The organism is Paraburkholderia bannensis NBRC 103871 (assembly GCF_000685015.1).
In the GTDB taxonomy this organism is placed as follows: Bacteria; Pseudomonadota; Gammaproteobacteria; order Burkholderiales; family Burkholderiaceae; genus Paraburkholderia; species Paraburkholderia bannensis.
Genome location: NZ_BAYA01000003.1, coordinates 150,140 through 172,915, shown reverse-complemented (window position 1 = coordinate 172,915; position 22,776 = coordinate 150,140). Strand labels below are relative to the sequence as shown.

24 protein-coding genes are annotated in these 22,776 nt (G+C 64.3%); 14 read left to right on the top strand and 10 right to left on the bottom strand.

From position 1 onward, the window contains the following. Positions 1 to 26: 26 nt before the first annotated feature. Positions 27 to 1,454, top strand: a complete 1,428-nt coding sequence (locus BBA01S_RS04035; protein ID WP_027815307.1) for a cytochrome-c peroxidase — start codon at positions 27 to 29, stop codon at positions 1,452 to 1,454. 55 nt (positions 1,455 to 1,509) lie between these two features. On the opposite strand, the gene BBA01S_RS04030 is transcribed toward BBA01S_RS04035, so the two are convergent. Then, the gene (locus tag BBA01S_RS04030; protein WP_027815306.1) at positions 1,510 to 2,490 is read right to left on the bottom strand and encodes an alpha/beta fold hydrolase; all 981 of its coding nucleotides are present in this window, start codon (positions 2,488 to 2,490) and stop codon (positions 1,510 to 1,512) included. 395 nt (positions 2,491 to 2,885) lie between these two features. Here BBA01S_RS04030 and BBA01S_RS04025 point away from each other — a divergent pair, with 395 nt between their 5' ends. The 3 genes from BBA01S_RS04025 to BBA01S_RS04015 all read left to right on the top strand — a co-directional run bounded on the left by BBA01S_RS04025 (position 2,886) and on the right by BBA01S_RS04015 (position 4,148). Further along, complete coding sequence (locus tag BBA01S_RS04025; RefSeq protein WP_027815305.1) at positions 2,886 to 3,263, top strand: hypothetical protein; 378 nt, start codon at positions 2,886 to 2,888, stop codon at positions 3,261 to 3,263. A gap of 4 nt (positions 3,264 to 3,267) precedes the next feature. After that, positions 3,268 to 3,627: a hypothetical protein gene (locus tag BBA01S_RS04020; protein ID WP_027815304.1), complete on the top strand. Its 360-nt coding sequence runs from the start codon at positions 3,268 to 3,270 to the stop codon at positions 3,625 to 3,627. A 98-nt stretch (positions 3,628 to 3,725) separates the two neighbouring features. Further along, positions 3,726 to 4,148: a lytic transglycosylase domain-containing protein gene (locus tag BBA01S_RS04015; protein WP_156965876.1), complete on the top strand. Its 423-nt coding sequence runs from the start codon at positions 3,726 to 3,728 to the stop codon at positions 4,146 to 4,148. A gap of 21 nt (positions 4,149 to 4,169) precedes the next feature. On the opposite strand, the gene BBA01S_RS04010 is transcribed toward BBA01S_RS04015, so the two are convergent. Further along, positions 4,170 to 4,508 (bottom strand): cupin domain-containing protein, encoded by a 339-nt coding sequence (locus tag BBA01S_RS04010; protein WP_027815302.1) that lies wholly within the window; start codon positions 4,506 to 4,508, stop codon positions 4,170 to 4,172. 88 nt (positions 4,509 to 4,596) lie between these two features. Continuing rightward, positions 4,597 to 5,028 (bottom strand): OsmC family protein, encoded by a 432-nt coding sequence (locus BBA01S_RS04005; protein ID WP_027815301.1) that lies wholly within the window; start codon positions 5,026 to 5,028, stop codon positions 4,597 to 4,599. A 369-nt stretch (positions 5,029 to 5,397) separates the two neighbouring features. On the opposite strand from BBA01S_RS04005, the gene BBA01S_RS04000 reads away from it, so the two are divergent. After that, a complete protein-coding gene (locus tag BBA01S_RS04000; protein ID WP_027815300.1) occupies positions 5,398 to 6,147 on the top strand; it encodes a FadR/GntR family transcriptional regulator in 750 nt (249 codons plus the stop codon). An 87-nt stretch (positions 6,148 to 6,234) separates the two neighbouring features. On the opposite strand, the gene BBA01S_RS03995 is transcribed toward BBA01S_RS04000, so the two are convergent. Then, the gene (locus tag BBA01S_RS03995; RefSeq protein ID WP_027815299.1) at positions 6,235 to 7,818 is read right to left on the bottom strand and encodes an aldehyde dehydrogenase (NADP(+)); all 1,584 of its coding nucleotides are present in this window, start codon (positions 7,816 to 7,818) and stop codon (positions 6,235 to 6,237) included. A 203-nt stretch (positions 7,819 to 8,021) separates the two neighbouring features. Here BBA01S_RS03995 and BBA01S_RS03990 point away from each other — a divergent pair, with 203 nt between their 5' ends. The 5 genes from BBA01S_RS03990 to BBA01S_RS39955 all read left to right on the top strand — a co-directional run bounded on the left by BBA01S_RS03990 (position 8,022) and on the right by BBA01S_RS39955 (position 13,606). Continuing rightward, positions 8,022 to 9,359: an MFS transporter gene (locus BBA01S_RS03990; RefSeq protein WP_027815298.1), complete on the top strand. Its 1,338-nt coding sequence runs from the start codon at positions 8,022 to 8,024 to the stop codon at positions 9,357 to 9,359. Positions 9,360 to 9,392: 33 nt separating this feature from the next. Beyond that, entirely contained in the window at positions 9,393 to 10,466 is a 1,074-nt protein-coding gene (locus tag BBA01S_RS03985; RefSeq protein ID WP_027815297.1) for a lactonase family protein, read from the top strand. A 77-nt stretch (positions 10,467 to 10,543) separates the two neighbouring features. Further along, positions 10,544 to 11,893 carry a glucarate dehydratase gene (gene gudD / locus BBA01S_RS03980; RefSeq protein WP_027815296.1) on the top strand — a complete coding sequence of 450 codons (1,350 nt, stop codon included), beginning with the start codon at positions 10,544 to 10,546 and terminating at the stop codon, positions 11,891 to 11,893. 48 nt (positions 11,894 to 11,941) lie between these two features. After that, complete coding sequence (gene kdgD, locus BBA01S_RS03975) at positions 11,942 to 12,859, top strand: 5-dehydro-4-deoxyglucarate dehydratase (RefSeq protein ID WP_027815295.1); 918 nt, start codon at positions 11,942 to 11,944, stop codon at positions 12,857 to 12,859. A 231-nt stretch (positions 12,860 to 13,090) separates the two neighbouring features. Next, on the top strand, positions 13,091 to 13,606 hold the full coding sequence (locus BBA01S_RS39955) for a hypothetical protein (protein ID WP_027815294.1): 516 nt from the start codon (positions 13,091 to 13,093) through the stop codon (positions 13,604 to 13,606). Between the two features lie 50 nt (positions 13,607 to 13,656). On the opposite strand, the gene BBA01S_RS39950 is transcribed toward BBA01S_RS39955, so the two are convergent. Beyond that, positions 13,657 to 13,923: an H-NS family nucleoid-associated regulatory protein gene (locus BBA01S_RS39950; protein WP_052391665.1), complete on the bottom strand. Its 267-nt coding sequence runs from the start codon at positions 13,921 to 13,923 to the stop codon at positions 13,657 to 13,659. 165 nt (positions 13,924 to 14,088) lie between these two features. On the opposite strand from BBA01S_RS39950, the gene BBA01S_RS03960 reads away from it, so the two are divergent. Next, positions 14,089 to 15,165 (top strand): hypothetical protein, encoded by a 1,077-nt coding sequence (locus BBA01S_RS03960; protein ID WP_027815293.1) that lies wholly within the window; start codon positions 14,089 to 14,091, stop codon positions 15,163 to 15,165. Here BBA01S_RS03960 and BBA01S_RS03955 read toward each other — a convergent pair. Next, positions 15,162 to 15,869 carry a cytochrome b/b6 domain-containing protein gene (locus tag BBA01S_RS03955; RefSeq protein ID WP_042295908.1) on the bottom strand — a complete coding sequence of 236 codons (708 nt, stop codon included), beginning with the start codon at positions 15,867 to 15,869 and terminating at the stop codon, positions 15,162 to 15,164. The genes BBA01S_RS03960 and BBA01S_RS03955 overlap by 4 nt on opposite strands. Positions 15,870 to 16,011: 142 nt before the next feature. Here BBA01S_RS03955 and BBA01S_RS03950 point away from each other — a divergent pair, with 142 nt between their 5' ends. After that, entirely contained in the window at positions 16,012 to 16,611 is a 600-nt protein-coding gene (locus BBA01S_RS03950; RefSeq protein ID WP_027815291.1) for a TMEM175 family protein, read from the top strand. Between the two features lie 72 nt (positions 16,612 to 16,683). Here the strand turns inward: BBA01S_RS03950 and BBA01S_RS03945 are convergent, their stop codons facing one another. Then, on the bottom strand, positions 16,684 to 17,238 hold the full coding sequence (locus tag BBA01S_RS03945) for a DUF4142 domain-containing protein (protein ID WP_027815290.1): 555 nt from the start codon (positions 17,236 to 17,238) through the stop codon (positions 16,684 to 16,686). 373 nt (positions 17,239 to 17,611) lie between these two features. Here BBA01S_RS03945 and BBA01S_RS03940 point away from each other — a divergent pair, with 373 nt between their 5' ends. Next, the gene (locus BBA01S_RS03940) at positions 17,612 to 18,658 is read left to right on the top strand and encodes a diguanylate cyclase (protein WP_027815289.1); all 1,047 of its coding nucleotides are present in this window, start codon (positions 17,612 to 17,614) and stop codon (positions 18,656 to 18,658) included. Positions 18,659 to 18,735: 77 nt separating this feature from the next. Here the strand turns inward: BBA01S_RS03940 and icmH are convergent, their stop codons facing one another. The 3 genes from icmH to tssJ form a co-directional block, all read right to left on the bottom strand. Next, positions 18,736 to 19,521, bottom strand: coding sequence for a type IVB secretion system protein IcmH/DotU (gene icmH, locus BBA01S_RS03935; RefSeq protein WP_027815288.1), 786 nt, complete (start codon positions 19,519 to 19,521; stop codon positions 18,736 to 18,738). Further along, positions 19,518 to 20,864 carry a type VI secretion system baseplate subunit TssK gene (gene tssK / locus BBA01S_RS03930; protein ID WP_027815287.1) on the bottom strand — a complete coding sequence of 449 codons (1,347 nt, stop codon included), beginning with the start codon at positions 20,862 to 20,864 and terminating at the stop codon, positions 19,518 to 19,520. The genes icmH and tssK overlap by 4 nt, the downstream gene beginning before the upstream one ends. 237 nt (positions 20,865 to 21,101) lie before the next feature. Continuing rightward, on the bottom strand, positions 21,102 to 21,728 hold the full coding sequence (gene tssJ / locus BBA01S_RS03925; protein WP_042295905.1) for a type VI secretion system lipoprotein TssJ: 627 nt from the start codon (positions 21,726 to 21,728) through the stop codon (positions 21,102 to 21,104). Positions 21,729 to 22,098: 370 nt separating this feature from the next. Here tssJ and BBA01S_RS03920 point away from each other — a divergent pair, with 370 nt between their 5' ends. After that, positions 22,099 to 22,758 carry a tetratricopeptide repeat protein gene (locus BBA01S_RS03920; protein ID WP_042295902.1) on the top strand — a complete coding sequence of 220 codons (660 nt, stop codon included), beginning with the start codon at positions 22,099 to 22,101 and terminating at the stop codon, positions 22,756 to 22,758. Positions 22,759 to 22,776: the final 18 nt, after the last annotated feature.

Here is a 22,776-nt window from a genome sequence, read left to right as displayed (position 1 = left end):
TTTTGTCCCGCCAGGAAGAACGCTTCATGTCCGAGCTTTCCGCATCGCCCACCCCGTCTTCGCCCACGCCGCGCGCGAATGCGAAGCCCGCGCGCCTCGTGCTGCGCGCCGCCGCGGCCATCGTGGTCGCCGCGCTGGGTTTCTGTGCCTACGCCGCCGCGTTTCCCGCCGATGTGCCCGAGAAAGTGGGCGAGGTCGTCGAGAACCTGACCGGCGCGAATCCGCATCCGGTCGTGCTGCAGCGCCTGCCGGTCGCGCCGCTTTCGGCGATGGCGCAGCTCGGCAAGCAACTCTTTTTCGACCCGACGCTTTCGGCGTCGGGCAGGCAGTCGTGCGCCTCGTGCCACAGCCCCGATCATGCATATGGCCCGCCTAACGGCCTCGACGTGCAGAAGGGCGGCCTGGCGATGACGCAGCAGGGCTATCGTCCGCCGCCTTCGCTGATGTACCTGTATCGCCAGCCTAATTTCAGCATTGGCCCCGATGCGGGCGAGAACGACGACGCACCGACGGTCGCGCAACAGGCGAGCGCAGCGGCCAATGTCGTGAAGTCGCAGAAGACGGCGGGCGGCGCTTCCACGTCAGTGGAAATGGTGCCGCAGGGCGGCCTGTTCTGGGACGGCCGCGCCGACACGCTCCAGCAGCAGGCGTATGGCCCGCTGCTCAATCCGGTGGAAATGGCCAACACGAGCGTCGATACGGTTGCCGACAAGCTCAAGAACGCGCCGTACGCGAAGCGATTCACCGAACTGTTCGGATCCCGAATCTTCGACGATCGCAAGCTGACCGTGGCCGAAGCGATGTTCGCGATCTCGCGCTACCAGGTGGAAGATCCGTCGTTCCATCCGTATAACAGCAAGTACGACCGCTGGCTGGAAGGCCGTGCGCACCTGAGCCAGGCCGAGCTGCACGGCCTGCGCCTTTTCAACGATCCGGACAAGGCCAATTGCGCTGGCTGCCACTTGTCGAAGCCGGGCAAGGACGGCCTGCCGCCGATGTTCACCGATTACCAGTACGAGGCGCTGGGCGTGCCGCGCAACACGAAACTCGCGCAGAACAAGGATCCGAAGTTCTTCGATCTGGGCGTGTGCGGGCCGTTCCGTTCGGACTTCAAGGATCAGACGCAATATTGCGGCATGTTCCTCACGCCGACGCTGCGCAATTCGAGCACGCGCACGGTGTTCTTCCACAACGGCATCTATCACAACCTCGACGACGTGATGGCGTTCTACAACGAGCGCAATACCGATCCGGGCAAGTTCTATCCGCACGGCGCCGACGGCAAGATCGACAAGTACAACGATATTCCGCCGCAGTTCCAGAAGAACGTGGACGTAACCGACGCGCCGTTCGACCGCAAGTTCGGCGACAAGCCCGCGATGACCGCCGATGAAATCCGCGATATCGAGGCGTTCCTGAAGACGCTCAACGACGACCCGCCCGCGTCGAACTGAGTCTGCTGCCTTGAACAACGTCCCGAGCCTGCGCGGCGCGGGACGTTGCATCCGGTCATTGCGTGGCCGAAAGCGCTTGCGGTGCTTCAAGGAAGCTGGCGATGGCCGACATCGTCGGTGCTGGCGCTTCCTCCATCAGCCAGTGTCCGGCTCCCGGCACGACCACGGCCTGCACGTGCGTATCCACGAGTTTCGCCTGATCGACCAGGAACGTGCCTGAGGCCTTTTCACCGGCGACCACGAGCATCGGCATGGTCAGCGGCGTTTGCGCAAACGCCGCGAAATCCGTCGCGTCCTGGCCGAACGCGTGGAAATACTCAAAGCCCGCCTTCATCCGGCCAGGACGTGCATAAGCGGCGGAGTAGTATTCGCGGTCTGCTTCGGATAGCGAATGATCTGGCGTCGCGGCGAAGTCGTTCCAGAAGTGCTCGAAGTACACGCGTTCGCGTCCGTGGACGAGTGCGAGCGGCGTGGCGCCGTAGAAGTTGAAATGCCATTTGTCGCGCAACAGGAAGACCTGTTGCCAGTCGCCGACGCCAGGCAGGAACGCGTCCATCAGCACGATGCTTTGCACTTCGTCGGGATATTGCGCGGCGTACGCATAGGCCACCATCAGGCCGATATCGTGGCCGACGAGTTTGACCTTGCGATAGCCGAGCGCATGAACCATCGCGTGAATGTCCTGGGCGAGCGCTTTCTTGTCGTAGCCATTCGCAGGGATCGCCGAATCGCCCGCGCCGGGCAGGTCGGGCGCGATGACCGGGCCGCTGGCGGCAAGGCGTGTCATGAGCGGGCGCCACATATGGCTCGTTTCGGTGTAGCCGTGCAGCAGCACGATGGCGGTGGCGTCGCTCGATTCGCGATCCGCTTGCTGACCCGCCTGGAGATAGTGCAGGCGCAGGCCGTTCGCTTCGATATCGTGGGCGGCGATCGTTGCCGGTGGCGTAGCTGCCTGGGTGGTTTGTGCGACGCCAGCGAGCGTAGCGACGCTAGCCAGAGCGACCGCGGCGCGTTTGAAAGTGGAAGACAGGTTCATTTACGAGGCTCCAGAAGAAGCGGTCGATGGAATGTTCGACACGTTGGAGCCCATGATGGACTTCGATGCAGCGCCTGCCGTACGAGGTTCGCGATGAAGATATTCGAAATAATCGAATAAGTTGGATGAGGCCAATTTCATTAGACAAATAAGCGCCAGGTCGTGGAAAATCCGCGCGGCACAAGCGCACGTCGCGCCGCCACGACAGTCATATTTACCCGATAGACGAAGCAGTTCTCTACACGGAGCGCCATCCTCGCGCGGCAACCTTCCCGCCATCGCGTCCATCGCGAGCGAGTTTTCCCTTTTTGCCAAACGTTTGCCACCGGGCTATCAAGTCCACGTAAAAATGGCCGAAAACGCGCTTGTAGCCATGCAACTCTGGAGAATGGGACGTGAAGCGCGTTGTCTTTTTACTCGCCGTACTGGCCATGACTGGCTGCGCGCAATTGCGTCCGGCCGATACGGCGCAGGCTGGCAAAGCCGCCGTGTCGAATGCGATCCTGCGCTTCGATATTCCCGCTGACGCACTCGGTGCGCGCGACCCGCAACTGAGCGCCGTGCTCGCCAAGGCGGGGGCGCTGGCCGCCGCGCAAAAACATCCGGCCCTGATCCGCGTGACCGCGCTCGGCCAGGATCTCCGCTATATCAACGAAGCGATCTGGAAGGGCGTGCCGGTGCACCAGGCCAACAAGCCGGTACTGGAGAACCTGACGGCCGGCGCGAACCAGACGTACAGCGTGTCGATCGAGCCGCTGCAATCGGGAGGCTGACGCCATGCGCATGATCGCTTTCGCCGCCGCCGCGTGGCTCCTTTGCATGACCGCCACGAGCGCCTGGGCAGGCCAGGCGGATGCGGCTGGAACCAGCCTGCAAGCTTCGACGGGCTTTTCCGCATCGCCGTCCACCGACAAGGTTTATCCGCCACTTCCCACGCTTGCCATGCTGCCGCCTTCGGCCAGCGCGGGCAGCGATGACGATGATGCGCCCGCGCCGCGCACGTCGTCGCGCAAGAAGAAGCTGCACCCGCATGACCTGCGTCCCGTCGGCCCGACGGCGCGCCTCGTGGTGTCCGATGCGTCGCGCACCTACCTCAAGGACATCGAGCATCAACTCGACGTCGCACTGGCGCGCTAATTCAGGAGATCCGGGCGATGTCTGAAAACAACTCACGCAAGGCGCGTCGCGCGCGTATCGGCGCGCTGGCCAAGGTGGCCACGGTTGCAGCGGCGGCGATGGCATTCGGTGCCTCGACGGCGCAGGCCGCGACTGCTGAAAACGACTGCTTCGAAAAAGCAGGCGCCTACCAGGGCGTGAATCCGCTCGTGCTGCGCGCGGTTGCCTGGCGTGAATCGAAGGGCGACGCCGCAGCCGTGAACCGCAATACCAACGGTTCGATCGACGTCGGCCAGGCGCAGATCAATTCGATTCATTTCCCGGAGCTGGCGCGCCAGGGCATTCCGCATCGCGCACTGACCGACCCCTGCGTGAATATCTTCGTGGCTGCATGGCTCTTGAAGCAGAAGATGGTGCGCTATGGCAATACGTGGCGCGCAATTGGCGCGTATCACTCGGAATCGCCGGGCGAGCGCGATTCGTACGCGCGCAGCATCCAGAAGATTCTCGTGAGCTGGGGCCAGTTGCAGCCTGGCCGCTGAACGGCGGATTGACCGGAAGCGCTATTGCCGCTCGTGCGCGAGGTGGATCGTCACGATAATCGACGCGTCGTCGAGCGCTTCGAGCGCGTGCGCTTCGCCCGTATTCAGCAGCAGCATGTCGCCCGCGTGCATGGTGCGCGGCTCGCCATTGATAAACAAGCGGATCACGCCTTCAACGCAGAGCACCGTGATTTCGCCCGGCGCGCGATGCTCGGGCACGCGCTTGCCCGCTGGCAGCACGATGCGAAGGACTTCCAGGTGTGAGGCGCGAATCAGCGTGATCGTTTTCGCGTTCTTGAGCGCGGCGCCAAGTGGGCGGACGTCGAAGACCTCGCCCGGTGCGGCATGAGGAATGGCCATGACGGTTTCTCCACCAGGACGGCGAGACCGGCGCGCGCGAGCACGCCCAGTCCGCCGCCTGATCGCTTACACGGATGCTTGATCCAATTTAGCTCGCGAGCGTCGCATTCAAAGAAATTTTCGCGTTGTTCGCGAACAGTTTGGAGACCGGGCAATTTTCTTTCGCACCGGTCGCGAGTTTCTCGAAGGTCGCCTGGTCGATGCCCGGAATCTTTGCGGTCATGTCGAGCTGGCACGCCGTAATCGAGAAACCTTCGCCGACTTTTTCGAGCGTGACCGTCGATTTCGTTTCGATGCTGTCGGCTTTAAAGCCGGCTTCGGTCAGGAACAGCGAAAACGCCATCGTGAAGCAGCCCGCATGCGCTGCGCCGATCAGTTCTTCCGGGTTGGTGCCGGGGCCGCCTTCGAAACGCGAGGCGAAGCCATACGGTGCGTCGCGCAGCACGCCAGTCTGGGTCGAGATGCTGCCCTGGCCGTCCTTGATGCCGCCGTGCCATTTGGCGCTTGCCGTCTTGTGCATGATGTCTCTCCGCGATGAGTGGGAACTACAGCGAATGAAGCGCGCAAGCAGCATGCCGCGCGCGGGGGGAAGGTAATTCGTCTGCGTAAATGCGTCGATGGCGATGCGCGCGATACTGCGCAGCGGCCCGGAAACAGTAAACAGCATTGTGGCGCGTGCCGTTCGCTCATGTCGCGAACCGTGCCTTCGTATAGGCAGCGGGCTGACAGGCGATGGGCGTCGCGACCGCGCCAGGCCGGGTTGTCCGATGACCTCGACGCATTGACGCTCAGCCGTCCAAGCCTTGGAGGGCGTGTTCAAACGCCGCTCGTTCACACGGTTGTCCGACGACGTATAATGGAGCGCAACCCGCATACCAAGGAGAGGACGATGGCCGATCCGCTCGCCGCGCCCATGCTCAACCGTCCACCCCGCAATCGCAATCTCGCCGAACACGTCGTCCATTACGTCAACGAGCAGATCGCCTCGCGCGCACTGAAACCCGGCGACAAGCTGCCGACCGAAAGCAGTCTCATGACCTTATTGGGCGTGAGCCGCACCGTCGTGCGCGAAGCCATTTCGCGCCTGCAGGCAATGTCCGTGATCGAGACGCGCCATGGCATCGGCAGCTTTGTGCTGGAGCCGCGCCGCGAGCCGCTCGATCTCGACGTCGTGCCCGCGAGCACGCTCAACGACCTGTTGTCCGTGCTCGAACTGCGCATCAGCCTCGAAACCGAATGTGCAGGTCTCGCCGCCCAGCGCGCCAGCGAGCGCGATCTCGCGAATATCCGCACGGCGCTCGATGCGATTTCCGCGGCCACGCGTAGCGGCGGTGACAGCGCGGGCGCCGATCTCCAGTTTCACGTTTCCGTGGCGCGCGCGACGGGCAATCGTTATTTCGTCGATATCCTCACGCAGATGGGCGCGGCGCTGATCCCGCGTCATCGCATCGACTCGGCCGGCATTGCGCACAGCGACCCGAAGGCATACGCCGAACTCGTGAACCGCGAGCATGAGAGCATCTTCGAAGCCATCGCGCGGCAGGATCCCGAAGGCGCGCGCGCCGCGATGCGCATGCACCTGTCGAGCAGCCGCGAAAGGCTGCGCCGCGCAGCGGCGGCGGCAGGCGAAACCGCTTAAAGCACGCAAGCCCATATAAAACCGGCGGCCAGATGCTGAACATCTGGCCGCCGGTTTTTTTGTGCGTGCCGTACGCCGAGTCCGGCTTTATCCGCGCACGATCTCGCCGTTCCTGCGGCGCCACAGTTCAAGCGGATTGCCGTCCGCGAGCGCCTCGGGCAGCAGACCCGCCGGGAAGTCCTGATAGCAGACCGGGCGCAGGAAGCGCTCGATCGCGCTCGTGCCCACCGACGTCGCGCGGCTGTCGGACGTCGCCGGGAACGGGCCGCCGTGCACCATCGCATGCGTGACTTCGACGCCGGTCGGGAAGCCGTTGACGAGCAGACGGCCTGCCTTGCGTTCGAGAATCGTCACGAGGCGCTGCGCGGCGGGCAGGTCGTCGTTGTCCATCTGGATCGTCGCGGTCAACTGGCCTGCGAAGTGTTCCGCCACCGCCAGCAGCTGCGCTTCGTCCTTGCAGCGCACCAGCGTCGAGGCCGGGCCGAACACTTCGTCTTCGAGCGCGGGCTGGGCGAGGAACGTCTGCGCATCGGTGACGAAGAGGGCGGCGCACGCCTGGTTCGGGCCGCTCTCGGGCTGACCCTTGGCGAGCGCATTTACGCCAGGCGTTTGCGCCAGACGCTGCGCGCCTTGCTCATACGCCGTGTGGATGCCCGCCGTGAGCATGGTCTGCGCGGGCTTGCCGCCTAGCGCGCCCGTCGCGGTCTCGACAAACTGCGCGAGCGCCGGACTGTCGATGGCGATGGCGAGCCCCGGGTTCGTGCAGAACTGCCCCGCGCCCAGCACCAGCGAATCGACGAAACCCTGCGCGATGGCCGCGCCGCGTGCGGCGAGCGCCTGCGGCAGCAGGAACACCGGGTTGATGCTGCTCATCTCCGCGTAGACGGGGATCGGCTCGGGGCGCTGCGCGGCGATGCGCATGAGCGCCGTGCCGCCCGCGCGCGAACCGGTGAAGCCCACGGCCTTGATCGCCGGATGCGCGACCAGCGCCTCGCCCACCGTGCGGCCCGCGCCGACGATCAGCGAGAACACGCCTTCGGGCAGGCCCATGTCCTTGACCGCCTGCTGGATCACGCGGCCCACCATTTCGGAGGTGCCCAGGTGCGCGCCATGGGCCTTCACGACCACGGGGCAGCCAGCGGCCAGCGCCGCGGCCGTGTCGCCGCCCGCCACCGAAAACGCCAGCGGGAAGTTGCTCGCGCCAAACACCGCGACCGGGCCGACAGCAATCTTTTGCAGGCGCAGATCGGAGCGCGGCAGCGGCTTGCGATCGGGCAGGGCGGAATCGAGCGTCGCCGTCAGCCACAGACCCTGACGTACTTCCTGCGCGAACAGCTTCAACTGGCCGACGGTGCGGCCGCGCTCGCCTTCGAGCCGGGCTTTGGGCAGACCGGTTTCCGCGTGCGCGCGCTCCGTGAGTGCGTCGCCGAGCGCGGCGATGCCGTCCGCGATGCGTTCGAGGAAGGCCGCACGGGTGGCGAGCGGCAACTTGCGATACGCGTCGAAGGCGGCGGCGGCCAGCTCGCAGGCCTGCGCGACGTCATCGGCGCTGCCGGTGCCGAAGGACGGCGTGGGAATGTCCTCGCCGGTGGTGGGATTGAAGGCCAAAAGGGGCGGGTTGGCGCCGCGCACCGCACGGCCTCCGATCAGCATGTCGCCGGTGATCTGCATGTCTTCTCCTGACGCGGTTAGATGAGTTATGTCATCGTACAACATAAGTCTTCCGCGATACAATCGCAGCCGCATAAGTCACTGATATGACCGCAGAATAAGCCAATAAAGGGTAAACACCACATTGGAGTTGTCCGATGACTTGGCTATGATGTCATCAGACAACGTACCACGGTGCCCGGCACCGACAGGAGACAACCTCGATGTCCGCTTCCCCCACCCGCTACGACGAGCTGCTGGATTCAGCCAGCGCCAAGGTCAAGCGGCATATCCTGCCGCTGTTCCTGATCATGTTCATCGCGAACTATATCGACCGTGTGAACGTCGGTTTCGCCAACACCCATATGGAGGCCGATCTCGGCCTGTCGGCGGCGGCTTATGGGCTGGGCAGCGGGTTGTTCTTCATCGGCTACGCGCTGTTCGAAGTGCCGTCGAACATGCTGATGCAGAAGTTCGGCGCGCGCGCCTGGCTCACGCGCATCATGGGCACGTGGGGCATCGTCGCCGCCTCCATGGCTTTCGTGCGCAACGACACCTCGTTCTATCTGCTGCGCTTTTTGCTGGGCATCGCGGAAGCGGGCTTCTTTCCCGGCGTCGTGTATTACTTCGCGCAGTGGCTGCCGCAGAAGGAGCGCGGCAAGGCCGTGGCGATCTTCCTGGCGGGGTCGGCCTTCGCTTCGGTTCTTTCGGGGCCGATCACGGGCGCGCTGCTGTCGGTGCGTGGCCTGGGCCTCGCAGGCTGGCAGTGGATGTTCCTGATCGAAGGCGCATTTTCGATCGCGCTGTGCGCGGCCAGCTGGCTGCTGCTGAAGTCGCATATCCGCGACGCGCACTGGCTCAGCGGCGAGGAGCAAAACGCGCTGGAAACCTACCTGACGCGCGAACAGGCCGAACGCGAAGCCGCCACGGGCGCGCATGTGCCGGTCATGCGCCTGCTGCGCGACCCGCAGATCGTGCTGTTCTGCTTCCTCTACTTCGCGATCCAGTTGACGATTTACGCGGCCACCTTCTGGCTGCCCACCATCATCCGCAAGATGGGCGGGCTGACGGATTTCCAGGTCGGTCTCTACAACGCGATTCCGTGGATGATCGCCATTGTCGCGATGTACTGCTTCGCGCTGCTTTCCGCGAAGTATCGCCATCAGCAACGCTGGCTCGCGCTTACGCTGGTCATTGCCGCGTGCGGGCTGTTTGCTTCGACGTCGGCTAACCCGGTGTTCTCGTTTGTCGCGATCTGTTTCTCGGCGATCGGCTTCAAGGCGGCTTCGTCGCTGTTCTGGCCGCTGCCGCAGGGCTATCTCGACGCCCGCGTCGCGGCTGCCGTGATCGCGCTGATCAATTCGCTCGGCAACCTGGGCGGCTTCTTCGCGCCGGCCACGTTCGGTTATCTCCAGCAGCACACCGGCTCGATCGCCGGTGGCCTCTACGGCCTGGGCGTGACCTCGCTGATTGCCGCCGCTGCCGCGTTCCTCGCCCGCAACAAGCCGTCGCGGCGCGCGTTCACCGACGAAGCGGACTCTGTCCATCGTGGCGCACACTAACGCCTTTCGCCACGACCGTTAAGGACAACGCTCATGCAAGACCGCTACTTCGTCTACGTTTCGAACGCCAACGACGGCGAGATCGACGTGCTGCATCTGGACGCCAACGCCGGCACGCTCACGCCGCACGCACGTACGACCATTGCGCCGACCGTCATGCCGATGGCGCTCGCGCCGGATCGCCGCCATCTCTACGCCGTCACGCGCGGCAGCGACCTGCATCTGTATCGCTACGAGATCGACGCGCGCAACGGCACGCTCACGGCGCTGGGCCGCGCGCCGCTCGATTCGAGCTTCGCCTATCTGTGCGCCGATCCGCTGGGCCGCTTCCTGCTGGGCGCGTCGTATGGCGAGCATCGCGTGTGTCTGTATCGCACCCAGGACATCGAAAACGGCCAGGGCGCGCCGCTGCAAACCGTCGAAGGCATCCAGAACGCGCATGCCGTGATCGTGACCGCCGATGGCCGCTTCGCCTATGCGTCGTCGCTCGGCAGCGACCGCGTGTTCTGCTTCGCGCTGGAAGAGGAAGGGCGCCTGCGCGAGATCGGCACGGTAGACCTGGGCAAGGGCTTCGGGCCGCGCCATCTGTGCCTGTCGCCCGATCAGGACACGCTCTACGTGCTGAGCGAGTTCCGCGCGACCGTGGCCGCGCTGGCGCGCGACGAGCAAAGCGGCGAACTCGTGCTGCGCCACGTCTCGCCGCGCGCCTCCGACCTCGCGCACCTGAACGATGGTTTTGCGCGCCCGAGTTCGTCGGATCCGGTGCAGCCCGATCCGGCCGAGCTGGCAAAACTCGTCTGGGCCGCCGACATCCATGTCTCGCCCGATGGCCGCTTCGTCTATGCCTCGGAACGCACGACGAGCCGGCTGCTGACCTATGCCGTGCAGCCCGACGGCTCGCTTGAGTACGCCGGTTCTGTCGATACCGAAACCCAGCCGCGCGGCTTCCGGCTCGACCCGACCGGCCGCTTCGCGGTGGCCTGCGGGGAGAAGTCGCCGCATGTGTCGCTCTATCGCGTCGACTTGCGCAGCGGGGCGCTCACGCTCGCCGCGCGCTGCGCGGGCGGCCACGGCGCGAACTGGGTGGAGATCGTCGCCGCACCTTGATTCGCTTCGATTGATTGACTGGCGCATGACATTCGCAGGACTCCAGAATGCGCCGCTTTTTAACAGGTAATGCTTTCATGACCACACAAAACGTCTCGCCGAATGCGACCCCTGTCGTGACCGAACTGCGCGTCGTGCCCGTTGCGGGCCGCGACAGCATGCTGATGAACCTCTCCGGCGCGCATGGCCCGTTTTTCACGCGCAACGTCGTGCTGTTGCGCGACAGCGCCGGCAACACCGGCATCGGCGAAGTGCCGGGCGGCGAGGCGATCCGCAAGACGCTCGACGATGCGCGCGCGTTCGTGGTCGGCCAGTCGATCGGCAATCTCCAGGCGGTGCTCAACACGGTGCGCAAGCAGTTCGCGGATCGCGACTCGGGCGGCCGCGGCCTGCAGACCTTCGACCTGCGCACGACGATTCACGCCGTCACCGCGCTCGAAGCGGCGCTGCTCGACCTGCTCGGCCAGCATCTGGGCGTGCCGGTCGCCGCGTTGCTGGGCGAAGGCCAGCAACGCAGCGAAGTGGAGATGCTGGGTTACCTGTTCTTTATCGGCGATCGCAACAAGACGGATCTGGCGTACGCGAGCGGCGCCGATGGCCGCGACGACTGGGAGCGCCTGCGCACCGAAGCGGCGATGACGCCCGAGGCCGTCGTGCGCCTGGCCGAAGCCGCGAAGGCGCGTTACGGCTTCAACGACTTCAAGCTCAAGGGCGGCGTGCTGGCGGGCGATGCGGAAATGGAAGCGGCCACGGCGCTGGCCGAGCGCTTCCCGGAAGCGCGCGTGACGCTCGACCCGAACGGCGCGTGGTCGCTGGCGGAAGCGATCCGTCTGTGCCGCGACAAGCATGACGTGCTGGCCTACGCGGAAGATCCGTGCGGCGCGGAAAACGGCTACTCGGGCCGCGAGGTGATGGCCGAGTTCCGCCGCGCGACCGGCCTGCCGACGGCCACCAACATGATCGCCACGGACTGGCGCCAGATGGGCCACGCGATCCAGTTGCAGTCGGTCGACATCCCGCTCGCCGATCCGCACTTCTGGACGATGCAGGGTTCGGTGCGCGTCGCGCAGATGTGTAACGACTGGGGCCTCACGTGGGGCTCGCACTCGAACAATCACTTCGACATTTCGCTGGCGATGTTCACGCATGTGGCCGCCGCCGCGCCCGGCAAGATCACCGCAATCGACACGCACTGGATCTGGCAGGACGGCCAGCGCCTCACGCGCGATCCGCTGCAGATCGTCGGCGGCAAGGTGCAGGTGCCGCAGAAGCCGGGTCTTGGCATCGAGATCGATCTCGACGAGCTGGAAAAGGCGCACGCGCTTTATCAGCAGCATGGCCTCGGCGCGCGCGACGACGCCGTTGCCATGCAGTACCTGATTCCCGACTGGAAATTCGACAACAAGCGTCCGTGCCTCGTGCGCTGACCGGCTTCGCCTGAACACACTCATCAATCAATCGACAGGATCAACACCATGACCACCCCGCAAGAGCTCAAGCAAATCGTCTCCGAAGGCCTGCTTTCGTTCCCCGTCACCGACTTCGACGCGCAAGGCAACTTCCGCGCCGACACCTACGCCGAGCGCCTCGAATGGCTGGCTCCGTATGGCGCGAGCGCGCTGTTCGCGGCGGGCGGCACGGGCGAATTTTTCTCGCTGACGAAGAGCGAATACTCGCAGGTCATCAAGACCGCGACGGAAACCTGCAAGGGCAAGGTGCCGATCCTCGCGGGTGCGGGCGGCGCGACGCGCGTGGCGATCGAATACGCCCAGGAAGCGGAGCGCAACGGCGCGCAGGGCATCCTGCTGATGCCGCATTACCTCACGGAAGCGTCGCAGGAAGGCATTGCGAAGCACGCAGAGGAAGTCTGCAAGGCCGTGCCGAAGATGGGCGTCATCATCTACAACCGCGCCAATTCGAAGCTCAACGCGGACAACCTCGAACAGCTCGCCGAGCGTTGCCCGAACCTGATCGGCTTCAAGGACGGCGTCGGCGATATCGAGTCGATGGTGACGATCCGCCGCCGCCTGGGCGAGCGCTTCTCCTACCTGGGCGGCCTGCCCACGGCGGAAGTCTACGCCGCAGCGTACAAGGCGCTGGGCGTGCCGGTGTACTCGTCGGCGGTGTTCAACTTCATCCCGAAGACGGCGATGGACTTCTACCGCGCGATTGCGGCCGATGACCACGCAACGGTCGGCAAGCTGATCGACGAATTCTTCCTGCCGTACCTCGCGATCCGCAATCGCCGCGCCGGTTACGCGGTCAGCATCGTCAAGGCGGGCGCGAAGCTGGTGGGCCACGACGCAGGCCCGGTGCGCGCGCCGCTGACCGACCTGAACGAAGAAGAACTCGCGCAACTCGACGCGCTCATCAAGAAGCTGGGCGCGCAGTAATCGCGCAGTAGTCGCGAGGGATTCGCAAGGCAACAGGCCCGCGAGCATGGACGGCTCGCGGGCCTGTTGCGTTTGGGAGCGTGCGGTTTGTTTTCTGCTTTAGCGACTGAATCATGGCTGGCTGCCATGCCGCGATATTGCGCAAGCGCAAGTTTTGACAATCGCTGGCTGTTCCGAATAAGAGATATCTGTAGTTTGTCGCTCCGATCCGTTTCCGCCTGGGGCAACACCATGAATCAACCAATCTTCAACCCGTCGGGGGACGTCCCGAGTGCCGTTCAGCCCGCGCCGTGGCCCGCGCGCGTGTCGCCCGGCAGCACCCACGATCTCGAAGCCATGCATCGCCAGGCCGTCGACGACCTTGCCGGCTGCGAGCAGGCGATCGCCCGTCTGGAGGCGGAAGCCGCCCAGGCGCACACCGACAGGCGTGCAGCCGGCATCAGGGTGAAGCGGCTAGGGGACTTGATGGACGAACTGCGCGGGATGCACGCCGCGCCGGCCGCAGCGGCGGTGGGGAGTTTCGACCCGGTCGCCGAAGCCGGGAGTCAGTCCGCTCAGCCAGTTCGGCCAGTTCGACCCGTGCAGCGTTCGCGCGAGAGGCATCTTGTTGCGATGGCCGCTGTGGTCGTGCTCGTGGTCGCAGCCGCGGCAGTGCTGGCCGTTCAGACCCGGTATGACGGCAACTGGCACCGCTTCGTGGATCACGCGGCAACCCGCATCCAGTCGGGCGCCGTGTCGTTGCGCTGAAGGGGTTGGCCGAACGTGTTAGCCGAAGGTGTTAGCCGGATCGGGTGGCGTCAATGCCCGGCAGTGTCGCCGAACAGGTCGAAGTTGCCCTGGTCGGCGTTGGCGGTTTCGGGGGCGGCGGTGCGCTTGCGCTGTGCACCTTTTGCCTGGGCCCTGGCCTTGCGCGGCTTGCCGAACAGGTCGTCCGGCGTGAAGCCGAATTCGGCGATGGCCGAGCGGGCAGCCGCGAGCGCTTCTTGAGCCGCCTCGGCGTGCGCCGCTTCGATGCGCGCATCGAGGGCGCGTTTTTCGGCGAGCAATTCGAGGTAGGTAGCCATCTGCGGTCGGGTCGGGTTGGGTGAAGTGGAGCGCCGATTTTACGCCATGCGCCGCGCCACGTGTCAGGTCGCCACGCCCGGAAGACGCCGCGGGGCATAGGGTTTGCTACAGCCGACGGCTGTGCGCACTTTTCCCCTACGCCTCTCATGACTGCATTTTCACTGCTGTTCCGGCGAAGTTTCCTCGCCGCCGCCCTGTGTCCACTTCTCATGACGTCAGGCTGTGCCTGGTTCGGCCCGCATATGCTGCGCACCGATCAGGTCGATTACGAACGTGCGCTCGGCGACGCGAAGAAACGCGAAATGCTCGCGACCATCGTGGGCCTGCGTTATGGCGACTCGCCGTCGTTCGTGGCGGTCAGCCAGATCATTGCGTCGTACACCTTCGAGGCCAACGCCGCCGCCCTGGCCGAAGGCGGTTCGCGCAACGCGGGCACGAGCTACGGCCAGGCGAGCGTGGGCGCGTCGTACTCGAATCACCCGACCTTTACGTTCACGCCGACCACGGGCGATGCGCTCGCGACCGGCTATATCCATCCCTTGCCGACCGAACTCGTGCTGCCGCTCGCCGATAGCGGCGTGCCCGTCGACCTGCTGCTGCGCCTGTCGGTGCAGTCGATTGGCGGCCTGCAGAACGCCGCGCCGCTGGGCGGGCCGACCAGCGACGGCAATCCCGCCTTCTTCGAATTGCTGCGCGCGCTGCGCCGCCTTCAACTGGCGGGGCAACTAACGGTCAGCTACAAACAGGACGACAAAGATCACCGCGGCCACGTGACGATGAGTCTGGGCGCCGATGGCGCGCCGCCAGAATCGGCCGCCGATCTCGCCGAGGTGCGCCGCCTGCTGCATCTGTCGCCCGTGGTGCGCGAATATCAGGTGGCCTACGGGCCCGCATCGGGCGGCAACGGCCACACGATCAACATGGTGACGCGCTCGCTCATGGGCATCCTGAGCAATCTGGGCGCGCAGATTGCCGTGCCGGAGGCCGACGTCTCGCGCGGCGCGACCATGGCGACGGTTCATCTCGTCGGTGGCGAGACGCGGCCCACGATCGTCGTGCACGTCGGCAGGAAAGCGCCCGCCGATGCGTATGCCAGCATCGATTATCACGGCGCGACCTACTGGATCGACAACGACGATTTCGATTCGAAATACGCGCTCACGGTGCTGCAGAACCTGATCGCGCTTTCGCAGGCCAACCAGGATCAGAAGGCGCCGATCCTCACGGTTCCGGCAGGCTAAAGATAGAAGGCGAGCAGCGCGGTCACGAGCGCCGCGCATCCCAGCAGCAGCGCCGCGAGCCAGAGCGACGCGCGGCGCGGCACGCGCGTCGTTGCGGGCAGGGGCTTGGTGCCCGTCACCATCGGGCCCACGAGGTGATGGCCTTTCACGAGCGCGTACAGGGCGATTGCGCAGAGGTGCAGGACGACGGCGGCGGCCAGCACGTCCCAGCCCACCGCGTGAATCGCCGATATCGCGTTGGCGATGGCGGCGGGCACGATCTCCGAGAGCGGGCCTTCATCGGCGACATCGTTGTTGACGTAAAGGCCGCTGAGCGTTTCGACGAGCAGCAGCGCGAGCAGAAGCAGCACCATCCAGCCACCCGCAGCGTTGTGGCCGACCTGCACGTCGGGCTCGCGCCGCGCGAGGTGGCGCAGGTGCCGCCATGCCGCTTTGGGCGAGGCGAGGAAACGCGAAAAGCGCGCGGTCTCGCTGCCGCAGCAGCCCCACAGTAGACGGAACAGCACAAGTGCGAGCAGCGTTTCGCCGGCGCGTACGTGCAACTGCATCCAGTTCATGCGTTGCGAGAGCCACGCGATCGCGACCAGCGCAACGGCGAGCCAGTGAAAGAGCCGCGTGGGCAGATCCCATACGCGCACGCGCCGCCAGTCGACGGCGGGCGGCGTGGGGGCTGGCGAGGGCGGTGGGCCCGGTTCGATCTCCATACCGATTCTCCTTGCGCGCCCGGCGCCACGTGGCGTCGCTGCGCGCTTTCGGCCATACTTTCGGCAGCCTTTCCGATCGTGCGAAGCCGCAGCGCCCAGCGTAGTCAGCGTTCTCAGCGTATCCAGCGTACCAACAGCCCAGATGAACAAAAACCGACTCGAAGCATTCAGCGATGGCGTGCTCGCCATCATCATCACCATCATGGTGCTGGAACTCAAAGTGCCGCACGGCGACGACATCACGGCGCTCGCGCCGCTGTGGCCGACTTACCTGAGCTACGTGCTCAGCTTCATCTACGTGGGCATTTACTGGAACAACCATCATCACATGATGCACGCCGCGCGCAGCGTGAACGGGGCGGTGCTGTGGGCGAACCTGCACCTGCTGTTCTGGCTCTCGCTGCTGCCGTTCACGACGGGCTGGATGGGCGAGAACCATTTCGCGCGCTGGCCCACCATGCTGTACGGCTTCAATCTGCTGCTCTGTGCGATCGCGTACGTCGTGCTGCAGGCGACGCTGGTGCGCTATCAAGGCCTGGAAAGCCCGCTGGCGCGCGCGCTCGGACGCGACCTCAAGGGCAAGGCGTCGGTGGTGGGATATCTGCTGGGGATCGTGCTGGCGGCGCTGGACTGGCCGCATATCGGCGCACTGTTTTTCGTCGCCGTCGCTCTGCTGTGGCTGATCCCCGACCGGCGCATGGAGCGGCTCGTGACGCTCGCGCAGGAACACAACGAAGAATAGAAACGCAAAGGGCGCGGGCCGTGAAAGCGCCGCGCCCTCGGGTGACGTCAAGCCACCGGTTTAGCCCGCGACTTAGCCCGCGAGATGCTTGCGCGTGGCCAGTTCCTTAGCCTTGGCGATATCGGCCTGGATCACCGGCAGACCGGCGCTGGCGGCCTTCTTGAGGCCCGCGTCGCGACCCGAGGCGATTTCCGCCTGGAACGCCGAAAGCGTCTTCTGCTGGCCGCCCAGCGCGACCTGTTCGATATAGGCCTTGTCGAAATCGGCGCCGCGCAGATTCTTGATGCTGTCGATCACCGCAGTGTCGGGATCGTTGCGCGGCACGTCGACGCCACGCGGGCTGGCGGCGCGCATCGAGTCCGAGAGCTTCGAATAATCGGCGACGAGCTGTTCCGCGAAGGCCTTCACTTCACGGTCGGTCGAGCGCGAGTCGGCGATGCGCGCGGCGTCGCGCTGGGTCGCGACGGTTTGCGTGCCGTCCGAGATGAAGCTCTTGTCGGCGGCGTGCAGTTCCGGCGACGCGGCAGAGGCGGCGGGAGCGGCGGTCTGTGCATGGGCGCTCATCGAGAGTGCGAGGAGACCGACAGCGGAAGCACTGGCAAGCGTTGCAAGCGAGAGGCGAATCATAGGAACTCCTGTTCTGCGTGAAATGCCACGCAATTGGTATCGGTAAACACATTCCGGTTCAACGGCACGACCGTTCGGCGGTTTTGCCGCGCAACGGTCTGAGGAATTCTAGGAAGTCAGCGCGTGTACAGGTGCAACGACGGCGTCGCTTCTGTAACGGTTGGTAAGAAGACGGGTAATTCGCGGCACAAGGCAAGTGGCGAGCGGCGATTTCATCGCAATGTCATATGCCGATGCAACGGGCCTCTAAAAGGCCGCTACGCATGGCGCATGCAATGGCACAATGGCCGCTTTCCCGTCTTCATGCCGTGCAACGGGCGCGGCAAGATCAGCAGGACTGAACGTCCGGGCAGAACAAGTCAACTATTCGAGCATGAAACCGAGCACGCACCCCATGGCCGGCAAAGGCAGGCGTTTCGTCGAACGCATCTGGCGCCTGCGCATGGTGGGGCTGGCGCTGGGCTTCTTCTGCGTGGCCGCGGTTTTCGCGCAGCAGGGGCGTGGCGCGGTGCTGTGGTCGCTGCTGGTCTTTCATGGTTTTATCTGGCCGCACGTGGCGCGCCGCGCCGCGCATGCCTGCGTCGTGCCGTATCGCGGCGAACGCTTCAACCTGATGATCGACGCGGCGCTGGGCGGTTTCTGGGTCGTCGCGATGCGCTTCGATCTGCTGCCCAGCGTGCTGATCCTCGTGATGCTCAGCATGGACGACATTGCTGCGGGCGGGCTGAAGCTGTTCCTGCGCGGTGTGCTCGCGCATCTGGTGGGGCTGGCGGCAGGATTCCTCACGCTCGGCTTCGCGTTCGAGCCGCAAACGCGTATGCCGACCATCGTCGCGTGCCTGCCGATCCTGATTGTCTATCCCATTGCGCTGGGCTGGAGCACGTACCGCATATCGAAGAAGCTCGCGGAGCAAACGCGCACGCTCGAAGGCCTGAGCCGTACTGATGGCCTCACGGGCCTGCTCAACCGGCGTCAATGGGAAATCCTGCTCGCCGATGAATTCGAGCGTTGCCGCGCGACGCGCTATGCGTCGTCGCTATTGCTGGTGGATCTCGATCATTTCAAGGTCGTCAACGACACGCGCGGGCACCAGGCGGGCGACGCGGTGCTGTGCGCATTCGCCATGTTATTGCGCGAGCATTTTCGCGTGAGCGACTGCATCGGGCGTTATGGCGGCGAGGAGTTCGGCGTTGTGTTGCCGGGCGCGACGCTTGCCGAAGCGCGCTCGGTTGCCGAGCGTTTCGTCGCCACGGTGCGGGAGAAGAACAAGGAAGCGGGCGGGCAATGCCCGTGCACGGTGAGCGTCGGCGTTGCGCAATGCGACGAATCGATGATGGATCACGCGGCGTGGCTCAAGCTGGCCGACGCGAACCTTTATCGCGCGAAGATGACGGGGCGTGACCGCGTAGTGACGGCGTAGTGACGGCATAGGCGCGCTTCAAAAAATTTTGAAACGCGCCTGGGCGATTGATTAGCTTGCCGAACTATCTATCAGGATTACGGCAGCGAAATCGTGAGGTTGGCCGATTGCGGTCCGAGCTTCACGATATTCGTGTACGGCGCGAGCGTACGCACCGTGCTGTCGCGCAGCCAGGTATTGAGCCCCGTCCACGCAAGAATGCCCACAAGCGCAAACACCGCGCCGATGCTCCAGAGCGGCACTTCGCGCTTGAGGCGGTGCGCAACCTGATCGGGCAACGGCCAATGCGGCGCGAACGGCGCACGCTTGCCCTTGATATGCGAGATTTCGTCGCCCACGCGCGCCGTGAGATAGGCGAGCTTTTCCGGCCCTTCGAGCATGTACTTGCCCTGGAAACCCAGCAGCAGGCACATATGAAACACTTCGAGCGATTGCAGGCGCGCGGGGCCGCGTGCGCGGCAATCTTCCAGATACTGGAAGAACTTCTCGCCCGCGAGTTGCTCGCCGAACAGCGCGAGCTGCAACGGACGGCGTTCCCAGTCCGAGCGGATCTTGAACTGCGACGACAGCACCGATTCGTCCACCGCCGCGCAGAACGCGAACTTCGCTGCATAGACGTCTTCGGCGGACGCATTGAGCTTCTTCGCGCCGCGTTCGAAATCGCCGAGGAACTGCTGCACGCATGCGCTGAATTCAGCGGCTTCGCCAGGCTCGCGGCCGTTCTTCAACAGAAACAGCATGAAGAAGCCGTCGTAAAGCAGGTCGAGCAGCGAACGCACCTGATAGGCGGGATCGCTCGCCGGCATTTGCGGCGCGAGGGACGGCGGCGGGGCGTCGCCAAAGAGGGAAGGCGCGTTGCTCATGACGTCACCGCAATCAGTTCGAGTTTGAGATCGTTAATGCCCGAGGGCGTGTACACCATCGCCGATTGCGCCTGGATCATGCGCTCGTAGAGCGCGCTGCGCGACTCCAGCGCGAAGTAGCATGCGCCCGGACGCACGGGAATCGCGGGCGGCACTTGCGGCGTGTAGACGAGGCGCACGCCCGGCATGGCGGACAGCACGAGCTTGTCCACGTCGTCGGGCGCGCCCACCTTGAAGCGGGCGGGCACGGCTTCGACCAGGTCGACGGCCTGCATGTCGGCGGATACCGCCAGATAAAAGGTGGTTTTCTCGTCGATCTTGCCGGAGTCGAGCCGGCCGATATGGAACGACGCACGGACTTCTTCCAGCACGATCAAGAAGTATTGCGTGGAGATCACCGTCTCCAGCAGGTCGCGCAGGATCGCATCCAGACGCGCGAAACCGGGGCCCGGATCGTCGTGACGATAGGCGGGCAGATCGGCGAGCGTATGGTTCTTCGAGAACGTCAGCAACTGGCCCGCGAGACGCAGGAGTTCCTGATACAGCCGCTCCGGGTGCAGCGCCGAATGCTGGTACAGGTGCGCGAGCGTCGCGAATGCGCCGCTCGCGGTGTGCAGCAGCCAGAACGAGGCGATATCGCCCGAGCGGAATTCGATGATGTTCTTGGTCGGCTCGCGATGGAAACCGTAAAGCGCATTGACCTTCGCCTGCAAGGCGTCGATCAGGCGGCGCAGGCGCTGGTGCAGCAGCGGCGACGCCTCGATCGCGAGGCTCGGCGGCACGAAGCTTTCGTCGGCCTCGAAACCCGAGGACGCCGTGCGGCGCACGCGCATGACCGGTACCGACAGCAGCTGGTCGCGCGGCTCGGTGTGCGCGACGAGTTTCACGTTGTTCTTGAGGAACGTGATGTCGGCTTGCGCAGCGTCCGTGTAGTGATCGGTCACACTCGCCTGGTCGCTGACGTAGCGCGCAACGAAACCTTCGTTGCGGTCGCTCACGTAATTCGAGCCGCTTTCGCGCACCTGATGCAGCGCGAGATAAAACGTGAATTCGTTGATGCCTTCGGGCAGCGCGTCGAGCGCGACCGGCGGCGGCAGGTCGTCCGCCTGCGGCGCGGAATAGAGCGTGCCGTCGGGAAACACCAGCGACAGTTCGCTCAGGCGCAGAATGTTGCTGCCGAGCGAATCGTGATCGATGCGGATCGAACGCACGCCCCAGTTATATGGCTGGATCGCCTGGATCGATTCGAAGAGCCGGGCTTCGTGATAGGCGTCCTGCCGCTGGAAGTGCTGAGGTCTGAGAAACAGACCTTCCCCCCAAAGCACTTTCGAGGAATAGCTCATGATGATTCAGCTTATGCGTCGATCTTGTCTCGCCATGCGTGCCGGCGGACTGATTGGTTGGTTGAAGTGATCCCGTGTTTGCTGCCGCTTATTGCCGCTAACCGTCGTTTCTACTTCGACTGTTTTGCTGCCTGTCCTGCTTCTTTACTGCACGTCTATTGCATCCCTATTGCGCACCTGTCGCGTGCTTCTGGCCCGCTTTATAGCGCCATTGGAAAGCGACGATAGAACGGCCATTCAGCCGCACGATATCGAAGAAAGCAGATTGAGCGGCTGCGCGGTTTGTGTCGCATCGACCGGTATCACCGTGCCGCTCGTCACCGTCATGGCGCAGTTGTGCAGCCCAACCATTATGCCGGATTTCTCCGATTTCGCAGGATCGAAAGCGAATTTCCAGCGCTGCATTGCAGGATCTCTGAATAGCGCGACGATACCGAATGCCTGCGCTTCACGCGAGACCTTTTCCGTGGCGTTATAACGCTGGCCCGGGATCAGCGTGATTTCGCGCACGCTCAACAAGTCTGCGCCCAGCGTGGTTTTTTCCTTGGCCGGATCGGTAAACGTGTCGAACGGCGCCTGCTGGAACGAAGTGGGATCCTTGAGCGCGTAGAGGCGAACCACTAGTGCGAGCGGCTTGTTGTCCGTGGCAGCATTGAGGTTGCGCGCGGCGTACAGCGTGATGCCCAGATTGCGCGGCGGCTTTTGTGCGTCCGGTACGTCGGGTTTGCCAATGCCTACGATTTGCAGGGCGGCGGACGCTGCGCTGCCGATTGCGGGCACTGCCGCTGCGCAACCGCCTAGCAAGGCGGCAGCAGAACAAAGCAAGGCCGTGGTCGATGCAATTTGAATAATGCGCGCGGTCATTTTTATCGCGGGCCTCAAGCCCGACTCTCCAGCTTCGTTAAATACGCAGGGTCACGGGTAATGCGAAGTGCATTGCTAATGCACATTGTTTGAGCATTATCCCCGTGATGCTCGCTTTAATAAAATGCGGAAAACTTTGCTTCTCTGAATGCAGCTTCAATCAGGTATTCCGGAAATAATTGCCTTATTTTCCGCTCGGGCGCATGCAGCCGGCTTCTAAACTTCCACTCAACTGCCTTTTTTCTTTCTTTGCCTTTTCAAACCCAGTTGAATTATAGAAAATTGGCCTGTACTATACCCGCGCGCTGGGGGATAAGTAAAACTCTGGCTTCTCTCCTTGAATTAAAAATCAAACGGCGGTGAAAGAACGATGAAAAAGCGGGTCTTTTCGATGCTCACGGGGGCTGTGATCGCTTGCGGCGTAATGGCAGGTTGCACCACCCCGGCAAACACTCTCTCCGCATCGCCTGACGCATTCAATAAGGCGCTCGCTGACGCAGATGCGCTGTCGAAGGCGGGCAATCAGGATCAGGCTCTCGACGCATATCAGAAGCTCGCGGCCGCCGATCCGACGCGTGAGGAACCGTGGTCGCGCATCGCGCAGGTCCAGTTCCAGCAACAACACTATGGTCAGGCGATCGTCGCGGCGCAGGAAGCGCTGCAACGCGACCAGACCGATCGCGGCGCGAAGAGCGTGCTCGCGGTAGCGGGTCTGCGCGTGGCGACGGAGTCGCTCGGCGAACTGCGCCAGGATGCGTCGCTGCAAGGCGATGCGAAGTCCGACGCCCAGGCGCTCGCGAAGCAACTGCGCGACACGCTTGGCGAAGATTCGCTGTTCCCGCCCGAGCAGAAGGCGAAGACGTCGTACAAGCGCCGCCCGATCAAGAAGATCGCAAAGAAGGCGCCGGAAGCCGCCGATACGGCCGCTGCCGCCGCTCCGGCCACGCCTGCCGCACCGGCAGCGCCCGCCGCGACGGCGCCTGCCAAGGCAGCCGGCAGCGCAGCCGACCCGTTCAGCGCACTGCGTTAAACGGCGGCGCGGATTACA